Source organism: Streptomyces sp. NPDC107521 (assembly GCF_055598485.1).
The window spans coordinates 96,617-109,542 of record NZ_JBVKAT010000016.1 but is presented as its reverse complement, the minus strand read 5'-3'; the positions used below and the strand labels follow the sequence as shown (position 1 = coordinate 109,542).

The following is a 12,926-nucleotide window of genomic DNA, read 5'->3' as shown; positions in this document are numbered from 1 at the left end:
GTGGCTGTGTCGCGGATCACCGTGCGGTCTGGACCACTGCGGTGTCAATACGGCGGTACGGCCGTACCGCGACCGGGTACGGTGCCCACCGTCACCGACCCCGCCACCGCCCCCCGGCGCCGCCCCGGCGCGGGTGCGCGCGCCGTGCCGCCGCGGCCCGGTACGGCCGGAGCGGCACGGTTGTCCGTGGTATGCGTCAGAATTGGTGACAGGGCCAGCGCACGCGCCGGTGGGCCTCGGCTCCCGGCAGATCACATCAAGGGGCACGTATGTCCGGACTGATCGACACCACGGAGATGTATCTCCGCACCATCCTGGAGCTCGAAGAGGAAGGTGTGGTCCCCATGCGTGCCCGGATCGCGGAGCGGCTCGACCAGAGCGGTCCGACGGTCAGCCAGACGGTGGCGCGGATGGAGCGCGACGGCCTGGTGGCCGTCGCCGCCGACCGCCATCTGGAGCTGACCGACGAGGGGCGCCGCCTGGCCACCCGGGTCATGCGCAAGCACCGCCTCGCGGAGTGCCTGCTGGTCGACGTGATCGGCCTGGAGTGGGAGCAGGTGCACGCCGAGGCCTGCCGCTGGGAGCACGTGATGAGCGAGGCGGTCGAGCGCCGTGTCCTGGAGCTGCTGCGGCACCCGACCGAGTCCCCCTACGGCAACCCGATCCCGGGGCTGGACGAGCTGGGGGAGACGGACGAGGCCGACCCCTTCCTCGACGAGAGCATGGTCTCGCTCGCGGACCTCGACCCGGGCGACGAGGGCAAGACGGTGATCGTGCGCCGCATCGGGGAGCCGATCCAGACGGACGCGCAGCTCATGTACACGCTGCGGCGGGCGGGCGTGCAGCCCGGCTCGGTGGTCAGCGTGACGGAGTCGGCGGGCGGCGTCCTGGTGGGCAGCGGCGGTGAGGCCGCGGAGCTGGAGGCGGACATCGCCTCCCACGTCTTCGTCGCCAAGCGCTGAACCCCGCGGAGGGCCCGCCGGTCCGCCCGGCGGGCCCTCCGCGGCGCAGCGCCCGCCACCGGCGGCGCGGACCGGAGCGCGGCACTCCGGGGAGTCCCGTGCGAGGCTGTCCGCGGAGCGCGGGGCGCCGTCGTCGCACCGCCCCCACCGAGGGGCGGGCCCGGGCGCGCCCCGGTGTGTCCGGCCCGTGTGCCGGTCGTGCCCGGGTCCCGGCCCGGTGCGGCGGGAGGGTGTGCGGACCACCACCGGGCGGCCGGGGACGTGAGCGTGGATCAGGGGTCCGGTGGTCCGGCGGAGCCGGACCGGCCGGAGAGGGGGTGGAGGGGCGTGCCGTCGAGACGGAGAGGGCCCCGGCGCTCGAAGGCGCCGGGGCCTGTCCTCCCCCGTGCTGACCCGGAGCCCCGAGCTCTCAAGGTCACTTCCCGCGGACCGGTTTCCCCGAGCGGCCCGCCCCCCGCTGGAGATCTCCCCGCGGCGGAGGTGGTCAATCCCCGGGGGCTGTCACTCGATTGAGCGGTGTTGTCCAGCGAGACAGTGGTGTCGAATAACCATTCGATACTCTGCGGGTGCCCCGCACAAAGGGGCGGCCCGCACGACCGGCGCAGCACATCAGAGCGCGACAGGGCGCGACAGGGCGCGACACTTGGGGGTGCCAGGACCTATGGCGCGGCGTATCGACGTGATCGGGGCGGGTGGTCTCCGTCTCGCGGCATGGGAGTTCGGTGACCCTCCCAAGCCGGACGAATCCGACCGCTCCGGGGGGCCCGACGGGGTCCACCGGGGCGACGGGGCGGAGGGGTCCGGCGGTTCCGGCGAACCCGCCGACAGGGGTGATGAGCCCGGCGCGTCCGGCGGGGCGGGGCCATCCGGCCGGGGCCCCGGCGTGCTGTTACTGCACGGACTGATGGGCCGGGCCTCGCACTGGGCGCCCACCGCCCGCTGGCTCTCCGCCCGCCACCGCGCCGTCGCGCTCGACCAGCGCGGGCACGGCCGCAGCGACAAGCCGCCGCAGGGCGCCCACACCCGTGAGGTCTACGTCGAGGACGCCGAGGCCGCGCTGGAGCAGCTCGGGCTCGGCCCCGCCGTCCTGGTCGGCCACGCCATGGGCGCGCTGACCGCCTGGCAGCTCGCCGCCAAGCGGCCCGACCTGGTCCGCGCGCTGATCATCTGCGACATGCGGGCCTCCGCCCTCGGCGGTGCCTCGCAGCACGTGTGGCGGGAGTGGTTCCGGGCCTGGCCGGTGCCGTTCGCCACGCTGGCCGACGTCCGCAGGTGGTTCGGCGGCGACGACCCGTGGATGGAGCATCCCAACCCCGCCCGGGGCGAGTTCTACGCCGAGGTGATGGCCGAGTCCCCGGACGGCTGGCGGCCGGTCTTCGACCCGGAGCACATGCTCCGCACCCGCGAGACCTGGGTCCACGACGCCCACTGGGAGGAGCTGGCCCAGGTGCGCTGCCCCACCCTGGTCGTCCGCGGCCTCGACGGCGAACTCGGCCGTGCCGAGGCCCAGGAGATGGTCCGCGTCCTGCCGCGCGGCCGGTACGCCGAGGTCGCCGACGCCGGCCACCTCGTCCACTACGACCAGCCGGAGGCCTGGCGGGCGGCCATCCTGCCGTTCCTGGACGGCCTCGGGGAGGCGGGGGAGGGCGTCGAAGCCGGGGGTACCGGGGTGCCGGAGAGCACCGGGGCGCCGTAGGGCGGGGCCGCCCGGCGAAACCCGGGCCCGTGCGTGGCCCCGGGCCGCGGCAGCCCCGGGGCGGGTGCGGACCACGGGTCCGGCTCTCCGGAGCCGGGGCTGCCTCCCGGGTCCGTCGCCTCGGGTCCCGGTGCGCCGGGCTTCCGGCCCTCCGGTCAGCGGCCCTCCGGCCCTCCGGCTCCGGCCCTCCGGCTCCGGCCTTCCGGGGCCCGAGTCCCGGCCTTCCGGGTCCAGGCCCTTTCTTGGCCTCCCGGATCCGGGCTCCAGGGGTCGATCCCAGTCCTGTTCCGCGTCACCGGCGCCCCGGGACCCGTGGACGTGCCGCTGAACACCGTGCCCCCGGGAGCCCCCTGGTGCGCGGGCCCCGAGGGGGAGTCCTCCTGGGGGCAGCGCCCGGATCCCCGGTAAGTCCCAGGGCAGGACAGGAACCGGCAGGACAGGAGCCGGTGGACCGGAGGGCGGAGCCGTGGCCCGGGCCCGGGACCGTGCGGGGTCCGGGCGGGGCGGGGTGCGACGCCCGGGCACGGAGCCGTGGGCCGAGCCCGGGGCAGGACCTGTGCGGCCCCCGCGCGGGGGCCGGGCGGGGGCGGGGGCCGGCGCGCGGGCCACGCCCCCGCACCCGTTCTCACCCCTTGCTGACCGCCGCCAGGATCTCCGGCAGCCGTGCGGCGGCCCGCGGTGCCGCCACCCGCAGCCCGAGCAGGGTGACCGCGGCGCCGTACACCGCGCCCACCGGCAGCAGCAGCCACTCCAGGCCCTCGCCGGCCGGGGAGACGTGCAGCCAGACCGTCAGGGCGATCACCGGCGCGCACAGCAGCGTGGCCGTCAGCATCCCGCCGAAGATGGAGAACCAGGCGAGCCCCACCTGACCGGGGGCGACGTTGCGGTGCCCCTCCTGCGGAACGGAGTACGCGAAGCGGGCGGAGGCCCACGCGCCCGACGCCAGCATCGCGCCGAGCAGCGCGAAGGACAGCCCCAGCGCCTGCGGCAGCTTGCCCCACTCGCCCAGGACCGCCGTCGTCAGCACCGTGACCGCGGTGGCGTACGGGAGGGCCACCACCAGCAGGGCCAGCGCACGGCCCCGCAGTTCGACGTAGGCGTCCCGGGGCGAGGAGATCGTCATGGCGACCATCCAGAAGGCCGACGAGTCCTGCCCGAACTGGTTGTACATCTGGACGCCGAGCATGCCCGCGGCGAAGCAGGCGAAGTACACCGAGCCCGTGCCCTGCCAGGCGTTGAACAGCGGCACGATCAGACCGATGGCCAGCGAGGTCACCCAGGCCGCCTTGGTCTTGGGGTCCCGCCACGCATAGCGCAGGCTGCGCTCCATCACCGTGCCGGTCCGCCCCGGCGGCAGGAACCGGGCGAGCCCCGACGTGCCCCGGGCCCGGCCCGAGCCGCCGTCGGCGGCCCGCACCGTGGAGCCGTCCGGCGCGGTCATCAGCCGCACCAGGTGCCCCGCCCACATCCGCAGCAGCAGCACCAGGGCCGCCCCGGTCAGGGCGAGCTGGGCCAGCGCGGTCCCGTACGCGCCGTCGCTCGCCGCCCGGACCGCGCCGACGGCGGACGCGGGCGGCACCCACCCCAGCACGTCCGCGACCGGGTCGAGCTGCCCCAGCCCGGAGGCGCCGAGCCGCTGCACCCCGAAGTTGACGAGCTGGGCCCCGATCGCGATGACCAGACCGCTGAGCACCGCCAGGTCCCGCCCCTTGCGGCTGGTCAGCAGCCGTACGTTGGCGGCGGCCACGGTCCGCGCCAGCGTCACGCACACCAGCGGCCCCAGGACCGCGCCGACCGCCCCGGCCAGCCAGGCCGCCGGGCCGTGCGCCAGGGCGACCACCGAACCGGCGAACACGCACAGCGTGAACAGCGGTCCGATGCCCACCAGGGAGGACACCAGCAGCGCCCGCACCAGCGGCCGGGGCCGCAGCGGCAGCATCACCAGCCGGGTCGGGTCGAGCGTCTCGTCGCCGCCGGGGAAGAACAGCGGCAGCACCGCCCAGCCCAGCCCCAGCACCGCCGCCAGCACCAGCACCGGGCCCGCCGCGTGCGGGTACCCGCGCAGTGCGATCAGACCGATGAGCTGGAGCACGGTGAACAGGCTGACGAAGACGGCCGAGGCGACGAAGACGGCCCGCCGCCCGCCGGACTGCCGCAGCCCGTTGCGCAGCAGCGACAGCTTCAGCCGGACGAAGACCGGGGTGAGGGCCGGGGCGGGCGGCGGAGCGGCGGACGGAGCGGGGGACGGGGGCGCCGGTACCGCGCCCCGGGCGCCGGCCGCGCTCACCGGGCACCCCCGCCGAGCCAGTCCAGCGCCGCTCCGGCGTCCCGGCCGCCCGCGCCGACGAGTTCGAGGAACGCCTCCTGGAGCGAGGCCGCCTCCCCGCGCACCTCCGCCAGCGGACCGGTGGCGCGGATATGGCCCGCCGCCATCACGGCCACCCAGTCGCACAGCGACTCGACCAGCTCCATCACGTGCGAGGAGAACACCACGGTGGCGCCGGAGGCGGTGTAGCGCTCCAGCACACCCCGGATGGTCTGGGCCGACACCGGGTCGACGCCCTCGAACGGCTCGTCCAGGAACAGCACCTCGGGGTTGTGCAGCAGCGCGGCGGCCAGCCCGATCTTCTTCCGCATGCCGGTCGAGTAGTCCACGACCAGCTTGTGCTGCGCCCCCGCCAGATCGAGCACGTCCAGCAACTGGGCGGCCCGCTTGTCGACCTCGGCGCCGGGCAGTCCCCGCAGCCGTCCCGAGTAGGCGAGCAGTTCGCGTCCCGACAGCCGCTCGAACAGCCGCAGCCCCTCCGGGAGGACCCCGATCCGGGCCTTCACCGCGACCGGGTCCCGCCACACGTCGTGGCCGGCGATCTCGACGGTGCCCCGATCGGGCCTGAGCAGCCCGGTGACCATGGACAGCGTGGTGGTCTTCCCGGCCCCGTTGGGTCCGACCAGCCCGATGAACTTCCCCGCGGGCAGTTCGAGATCGATGCCGCCCACGGCCACCTGCTGGCCGAACCGCTTCCACAGCCCCTGTACGCGCACGGCGCTCGTCGTCACCATTCGTCTCCCTCCGTCAGGCCGAAACCCTACGGTGGGAACGCCCCGCGGGGGCCGGGCGGGACCCCGGGGAAACGGCGCGGCCGCCCCCGGCGGGGCGCCGGCGGAGGACGGGCGCACCGGCGCGGGGAGCGGGACCCGGTGCCGCGGTCCCGCGCCGCGGCGGCCCTCAGCGCTCCCGGGCGCAGGCGTACGCCAGCGGGGCGATCAGCTCCGCCGCGTCCGGCAGCCAGCGGTTCGCCGCCGTCGGCCGGCACACCCAGCGCACCGACCCCCACGCCCCCCACCGGGTCGGCGGCGCCGCCACGTACCCGCCCGCGCCCAGCACCGCCAGGTCCAGGGTGGCGGGCGCCCAGCCCAGCCCCCGCACCAGGTCGGGCACCTTCGCCGCGGCACCCGGCAGCACCAGGAACCGCATCCGCCGGTCCGGCGCCGACACCACCGGACCGGGCGCCGGTTCCCTCCGCTCCATCCGGGCCAGCGCCAGGAATCCGGCGGTCTCCGGCACCTCGATCACGTCGAACGACCGCCCCGTGGGCAGCAGTACGGACGCCTCCGGCCGCTCCCGCCACATCCGGCGGGCCACCGTCGCGCTGCCGGTGGCCTCGGCCGCCCAGTCCGCGCGCGCCGGGTGCGCGCCGGGGGCGGCGCACCCCGGATCGCCGCACGAGCAGTGCCAGGCACCGCCGTTCATTTCCAGCCAGGTCCCCGGGCACACGTCCCAGTGGCACTCCTCCGCGTAGCGCGCGGCGGCCTCCGGCGCCCGAACACCCCGGCCCCCATGGCCCGCGACGGCCCGGGCGCCCGTGAAGGCGGTGATGGTCTCTTCCACACGGGGCCCAACTCCCCGTGATCACCGGGGGTTACGGAGCGGGACGCGCGGGGGTGGAGCACCGGTCCCGTGTCCGGGGCGCATGGGTGCATCTCCGGGGGCGCGCGGGAGGAACCCCGGCCCGCTCCGGGTAACCAGCCCTGGGGCCGGCAAGCCGCCGTCACCCCGGCAATCCGTGCAAGATGCACAAGGCTCGCATTGTCGGCACGTCGACGGGGCAGTGATGCTCACGGTCGGATCGCAGGGTTCCGCCGAGACAGCATGGGGGTTACGCCATGGCCGCAAGGCCTCTCGTGGCACGGCAGCCGAACGAACGGCTGCAGGCGCTCATCCAGGAGGCGGGGTGCTCGAACGCCGGGCTCGCCCGCCGGGTCAACATGTGCGGGGTCGAGCACGGGCTCGACCTGCGGTACGACAAGACGTCCGTGGCGCGCTGGCTGCGCGGACAGCAACCGCGCGGCCGGGCACCGGCGATCATCGCCGAGGCGCTGGGCCGCAAGCTCGGCCGGACGGTCACGATCGACGAGATCGGCATGGCCAACGGCAAGAACCTGGCCTCGGGGGTCGGCCTCCAGTTCTCGCCGACGGTGCTGGGGGCCATCGAGCAGGTCTGCGAGCTGTGGCGCAGCGACGTGGGGCGGCGGGACTTCCTGGCAGGCTCCTCGGTCGCCGCGTCCGCGCTGGTCGAGCCCAGCCGCGACTGGCTGATCTCCACGCCCGACCCCCAGGTGTCGCGGGCCGCCGGACCGCGCGTCGGCCGGGCCGACGTGTCCGCCGTGCGGTCGATGACCCAGTCCCTCGCCGAACTGGACCACGAGTACGGCAGCGGCCACGTCCGCCCGGTCGTCGTGCACTACCTCAACAGCGTCGTCTCCGGGCTGCTCGCGGGCTCCTACCGGGAGGCGGTGGGACGGGAGTTGTTCGCCGAGGTCGCCCGATTGACCGAACTCGCCGGGTACATGGCCGTCGACACCGGCCAGCCCGGCCTGGCCCAGCGGTACTACATCCAGTCCCTCCGGCTGGCCCAGGCCGCCGGGGACCGCGGCTACGGCGGCTATGTGCTCGCCGCGTCCATGAGCCACCTGGCCGCGCAGCTCGGGAACCCGCGTGAGATCGCCCAGTTGGCGCGCGCCGCCCAGGAGGGCACCCGCGGCCGGGTGACCCCGCGCACCGAGTCGATGTTCCACGCCGCCGAGGCGCGCGGGCACGCCCTGCTCGGGGACGCGCGGGCCGCCGAGGCCGCCGCCGGACGGGCCGTCGGGGCGATGGAGCGGGCCGAGGCCGACACCGGGGACGACCCGGTGTGGATCGCCCACTTCGACGGGGCCTATCTGGCCGACGAGTTGGCCCACTGCCACCGGGACCTCGGCCAGGCCGAGGCGGCGGCCCGGTGCGCGCGGCAGTCCCTGGCGGGACATCCGGAGTCCCGGGTGCGCAGGCGGGCCATCGGCCTGGTCCTGCTGGCCACCGCGCAGGTGCAGCAGCGCGAGGTCGAACATGCCTGCCAGACCGCGCTGAAGGCCGTCGACCTGCTGGAGACCCTGCGCTCCAACCGGGGCGCCGAGTACCTGGAGGACTTCCAGCAGCGGCTGGAGCCGTACCGGGAGGAGGCGGTGGTACGGGAGTTCGGGGCGCGGCTGGAGCTGGCGGCGGCCGCGTGACCGGCCGTCCGGCGGGGGCGTGAACACCCGGGGAACGGGCCCGTGACGAGCGGGCGGGGGCATCAACAGCGTGTCCCGGCCCGGTTCTGTTACCGCCGTCACAGGGAAGGGGGCGGGGTTCCGGGCGGCGTGGCAGCGGGCTCCGGGGACCCGGTAGCGTGAGCCGACGATTCCGAAGATCCCCCATTCGTAGGAGTCCCGGTGACGCAGAGTGGACAGGGCGAGGAGCCCTCGGCGCGGCATGCGCGCGAAGGCATCGTGCTGCCCTCGGACGGCGGTGAGCCCGTACTGCCGGGACCCGCCGACGGGCCCGGCGGCCCCTACGCGGGCCCGCCCGTCCCGGCCTCCGCGCCGCACGGCGGCCAGGCGTGGGACCAGCCGTGGGGCCCCGGGCAGCAGCAGTCGCCCCCGGCCCAGAGCTGGCCCGCCCCGCCCGACACCCCGGGCTGGGGCGCGCCGGAGCCCGGCCCCTCCTGGCCCGGCGAGGGCGCGGGCCCGGCGTCCTCCGGCCCGGGACCGCTGCCCCCGGAGGCCCCCCACCCGGCGTCCTACGGCACCGTGCCGCACCCCGCCGGCCCGCAGGGCCACGGCCCGGGGTACCCGGACGGCGGCCACGGGCTCCCGCCCGGCGGGCAGGGCTTCGCCCCGGGCCCGCAGGCGCACGCCGACGGCGCGGGGCAGGCGTACCCGCAGGGGCCGGCGTACCCGCAGGGCGGACCGGCGTACCCGCCGCACGGCCAGGACCCGGCGGCCCTCCACGGCTCCGCTCCCGGCGGCCCCGGACAGCCCGCCTACGGCTACCCCCACGTCCAGCAGGGCCCGCCCGGCGGTCCGGCGCAGCCCGGCTACGGCTATCCGCCCCCGGTCCAGGGCGCCGCGCACCCCGCCCCCGGCGCCGTACCGCCCGGTCCGGGCGGCCCGCCCGGCGGGTTCCCCGGGGCCGACGAGGGCGCCACCCAGTACCTGCCGCCGGTCCCCGCCGGAGCGGACGAGGGGGCGACCCAGTACATACCCCCGGTCCCCGCCGGACCGGACGAAGGGGCCACCCAGCTCATACCGCCCGTCGGGCCGGGAGCCCTGCCGCCCGAGATGCCGCCCCCGGCGCCCCCCGGCGGTGCGCACCACCCCGGGCACGCGCACCCCGCCGCCCCGGGTCCCGGCCCGGACGCCGAGGCCACCCAGTACATCGCGCCGGTCCCCGGCGGCCCCGGCCCCGTGCCGCCGTACGGCGCCGGGCCGGGCGCGGAGGAGGAGCCGGCGCGGCCCCCGGCGGAGTTCGACAACCTCTTCCGCAGCGGCCCGGGGGCGGACGGCCCCGCCTCGGCCACCCAGCAGATGCCCCGCTTCGAGGAGCCCCCGGCGCCCCCCGCGGCCCGCGGCGGCCACGCCCCGCCCGGGCCCGGCGGTCCGGCGGGCGGCGGCGGCCGGAGACGTGCCGCGGGGGCCCGCTCCGGCGGCGGGCGCTCCAGGAGCAAGGTGCCGCTGATCGCGGCCGTCGGCGTCGGCCTCGCCGTCGTCGGGGTCGGGGCCGGTGCCCTGCTGGGCGGCGGAGGCGGGGGTGACAAGGGCGAGGGGCGGACCGTGGCCGCCACGGCGCCCCCCGCGGCCGACGAGCCCTCCGCCACCCCCTCCGAGTCCCCCTCGCCCACCGTCGACCCCGTGCGGCAGCAGGCCGAGGCCCTGGACAAGCTGCTGGCGGAGAGCGGCAGCGGCCGGGCCACGGTGATCAGCGCCGTGTCCGACGTGCAGGCCTGCGAGAACCTGCCCCAGGCCGCCAAGGACCTGCGCGAGGCGGCCGAGCAGCGCACCGGGCTGGTCACCGGCCTCGGACAGCTCTCGGTGGACCGGCTGCCCCGGCACGCCGAGCTGACCGACGCCCTCACCAAGGCGTGGCAGGCCTCCGCCTCGGCGGACAACCACTACGCGGCATGGGCCGACCAGGTGGCCGGGCGCAAGGGCTGCAAGAAGGGCCGGGCCCGCACCACCGACCAGGCCCAGGCCGGCAACCGGGCCAGCGGCACCGCCAGCGCCGAGAAGGGCAAGGCCGCCGGGCTCTGGAACGAGATCGCCAAGGAGTACGGGCTGACCACCCGCCAGCCCACCCAGCTCTGACCCCCACCCAGCTCTGCCCCCGCCCGCCCAGCTCCGACCCCGCCCCGGCATCCCCCGGGGCTCCCCGGCGGCTCCGCCCGGCGCGGGACGGCCCGGCTCCCGTGTGCCCGGGGGCGGCTCCCGCCCCGCGTCCGGCCCGGGGAGGGGCGGTGACTGTCCGGCTCCTCGGGCGGGCCGGCGCCCTCCGGCTCCGGTGCGGCGCGGGGGGCTCGGTTCCGGGCCGTCCGGCGACCGTCCCCGTTCCCCGTCTCCGTCCCCGTTCCCCGGGGCCGGGTGCCCGTCCGGTTCCGGGGCGCTCCTGTGCCCGCCCTGCCCCCGGGCGCCCGGGGGCCACCCCGCTCCCGGGGCCGTCGGCGGCCCAGGGTCCCGGGCCCGCGCCCGTCGCGCCCGCCGGGTCGTGGGCCGGGTACCGGCGGCCCGTTCACCCGCCGGGCCCGCGCACGGACCGGTGCGCCGGGCGGGTGGCGGCCGGTGCGCCCGGCGTACGGTCCGTCGCCCGCCGGGGTCGCCCGCCGGGCCGTACCGTGCCGCCCCGGGGCGTACCAGGGGCGCCCGGCGTCGGTCCGGGCGGCCGTCTCAGCCTGCGTAGCCGTCCCGCAGGATCGCGGTCGTGTCGAGGGTCTCCGCGCGCGCCGAGACCAGCTTCCCCTCCCGTACGACCTGCAACGTGACCTCGGTGTTGACCAGCCGGGGGAGGCCGACGGCCGCCAGCCTCTCCTGGAACCGCCACCGCAGCGTGGGGGTCAGCCCGCCGGTGTCGATCTTCAGCCCGTCGTTGAGGGCGCGGGTGAGGGCGTGGGCGGTCACCTCACCGCCGTCGAGCGATTCGACGGCCTCCCTGAGCACGCTGTACGCGATCCACGTCGTCTGCACCCCGGCGTCCGCCGGGTCGACCGCGTTGTCGCCGAACGCCTGCTCCCGGATCACCCGCTTCATCCCCTCCCAGCGCGGATCGCTCACCACCGGGTACCACCCCGCGATGTACGACCCCTCGTACGGCCCGGACGCGCCCCCGGAGGCGTTGACCGCCGTCTGGTCGGCGCTTCCCAGCACCGTCGCCGTCCGCACCCCGGGGCGGTCCCGCCCGGCCCGGCGGAAGGAGTCCATGAAGGTGACCGTGCGGTCCCCGAGCACCGGGACCACGCAGCCCGGCCGCCGCGCCCCGTCCGTCGTGCGGCGCAGCGCCTGCTCCGCCTGGTGGTCGTAGGCGGTGGCGTCCTCGGCGGCGCGCTCGTCGTGGGCCGGACCGTGCCCGCCCGTGGTCAGCCCGGAGTCCAGCAGCGCGGGCAGCCGGTCCCCGGCGAGGGTGTCCGGGCGGATCAGCGCGACCGGCCCGCAGTCGCGGGCGAGCGCGTCGCCGAGCCCCGCCAGCAGCGTCGGCTGGCCCCCGTTGACCGGGTAGGACAGGGGGCTGGTGAACTCCGCGCCGGTGACGCCGTAGCCGCCGATGTAGGGGATGCCGGCGCCCTCCAGCACCGTCATGAAGGAGTCGGGGTACTGGCTGTAGGAGCCGACGACCGCGACGGCCCCCTCCTCCACCGCGCGCCGGGCGCACTTCGCGGCGCTCACGCTGTCGTTGCGCTCGTTGCAGGTCAGGACGTTGAGCGGGCGGCCGTTCAGCCCGCCGTGGGCGTTGGTCCAGCGGGCGAAGGCGAGGGCGAGGGCGGGCATGCCGGGCTTGTTGGTGGCGCCGGTCTTCTCCGGGGCCCAGGTCATGACGGTGACCGGGGCGTTCCCGCCGCCCCCCGTGGCACCGGGGACCACCCCGCAGCCGGCCGTCAGCGAGACACACGCCAGCAGCGCGCCCGCGGCGAGCGTGCCGGAACGGACTCGCCCCGAACGACCCGAACGACCCGAACGCCCGGAACGCCCGGGGCGGCCGAGGGGGCTCCGGGGTCCGAGGGGGCCGAGGGGTCCGCGGGGCCCCGAACGGTCGCGGAGGAAGGTGCTGCGCGTGCGTCGACTGCCGGTCATGGTCACGCACGATTCCGTCACGCGGATAACCTGGAAGTGACCCCCGGTCAACGCGTGGTGACACCGGCGTGAATTGCGGGGGCGAATGGGGTTCTGGTGAAGGGGAACGTACGATCGATGACCGTGCAGGGTTCGGAGAACACTTCCCGTCGTGGCCGTCGCTCCTCCACCATGGACGGCATGCCACTCAACGACATGCCGTGGTGGCGCTGGCGCAGCCAGGTGCGCTCCGCGCTCCACATGCTCTCCGCGCCCGGCTTCCAGCGCGAGGTCTGGCTGGCCGGCACTCCCGGCTACGGTGACGTCACCGACGCGGTCTACCGGCTGGTGGAGGACACCTGGCTGGACCACTGGTCCGCCGAGAAGTACGTCGGCACGATCTTCCGCGACTCGCAGGAGGCGGCCCTCGTCGACACCGCGGTGCTGCGGGTGCTGCGGATCATGCACCAGGTCGGCCCGGACGCGCCGGTCGCCGCCTACCTCGAGCACGCGGACTGGCCCGAGGCGATACGGGCGGCCCGGGACGCGCACGTGCGGCTGGCCGCCAGCGACGGGGAGGACCCGGACGCGGAGCCCCGCAGCCTGGAGGCGCTCTCCCTGATGACCCGGTCCGTCTGACGGAACGGACCCCG

9 protein-coding genes are annotated in these 12,926 nt (G+C 76.8%); 5 read left to right on the top strand and 4 right to left on the bottom strand.

The features are described 5' to 3' along the window. Window positions 1-269: 269 nt before the first annotated feature. Both ACZ7LB_RS23015 and ACZ7LB_RS23010 read left to right on the top strand, forming a co-directional pair. The gene (locus ACZ7LB_RS23015) at window positions 270-962 is read left to right on the top strand and encodes a metal-dependent transcriptional regulator (protein ID WP_471470738.1); all 693 of its coding nucleotides are present in this window, start codon (window positions 270-272) and stop codon (window positions 960-962) included. A 661-nt stretch (window positions 963-1,623) separates the two neighbouring features. Next, entirely contained in the window at window positions 1,624-2,658 is a 1,035-nt protein-coding gene (locus tag ACZ7LB_RS23010; RefSeq protein WP_471470736.1) for an alpha/beta fold hydrolase, read from the top strand. 625 nt (window positions 2,659-3,283) lie between these two features. Here ACZ7LB_RS23010 and ACZ7LB_RS23005 read toward each other — a convergent pair. From ACZ7LB_RS23005 to ACZ7LB_RS22995, 3 genes are all read right to left on the bottom strand, one after another. After that, on the bottom strand, window positions 3,284-4,945 hold the full coding sequence (locus tag ACZ7LB_RS23005) for a transporter (protein WP_471470734.1): 1,662 nt from the start codon (window positions 4,943-4,945) through the stop codon (window positions 3,284-3,286). Next, window positions 4,942-5,718, bottom strand: a complete 777-nt coding sequence (locus ACZ7LB_RS23000) for an ABC transporter ATP-binding protein (protein WP_471470733.1) — start codon at window positions 5,716-5,718, stop codon at window positions 4,942-4,944. The genes ACZ7LB_RS23005 and ACZ7LB_RS23000 overlap by 4 nt, the downstream gene beginning before the upstream one ends. Window positions 5,719-5,884: 166 nt before the next feature. After that, the gene (locus ACZ7LB_RS22995) at window positions 5,885-6,547 is read right to left on the bottom strand and encodes a bifunctional DNA primase/polymerase (protein WP_471470732.1); all 663 of its coding nucleotides are present in this window, start codon (window positions 6,545-6,547) and stop codon (window positions 5,885-5,887) included. Window positions 6,548-6,822: 275 nt separating this feature from the next. Between ACZ7LB_RS22995 and ACZ7LB_RS22990 the strand changes: the two genes are divergently transcribed. Then, window positions 6,823-8,208 (top strand): transcriptional regulator, encoded by a 1,386-nt coding sequence (locus ACZ7LB_RS22990; protein ID WP_471470730.1) that lies wholly within the window; start codon window positions 6,823-6,825, stop codon window positions 8,206-8,208. A gap of 201 nt (window positions 8,209-8,409) precedes the next feature. After that, the gene (locus tag ACZ7LB_RS22985) at window positions 8,410-10,320 is read left to right on the top strand and encodes a hypothetical protein (protein ID WP_471470728.1); all 1,911 of its coding nucleotides are present in this window, start codon (window positions 8,410-8,412) and stop codon (window positions 10,318-10,320) included. 576 nt (window positions 10,321-10,896) lie between these two features. Here ACZ7LB_RS22985 and ACZ7LB_RS22980 read toward each other — a convergent pair. Continuing rightward, a complete protein-coding gene (locus tag ACZ7LB_RS22980) occupies window positions 10,897-12,294 on the bottom strand; it encodes an ABC transporter substrate-binding protein (protein WP_471470727.1) in 1,398 nt (465 codons plus the stop codon). A 117-nt stretch (window positions 12,295-12,411) separates the two neighbouring features. Here ACZ7LB_RS22980 and ACZ7LB_RS22975 point away from each other — a divergent pair, with 117 nt between their 5' ends. Continuing rightward, window positions 12,412-12,912, top strand: coding sequence for an SCO4402 family protein (locus tag ACZ7LB_RS22975; RefSeq protein WP_471470725.1), 501 nt, complete (start codon window positions 12,412-12,414; stop codon window positions 12,910-12,912). The last annotated feature ends 14 nt before the right edge of the window (window positions 12,913-12,926 follow it).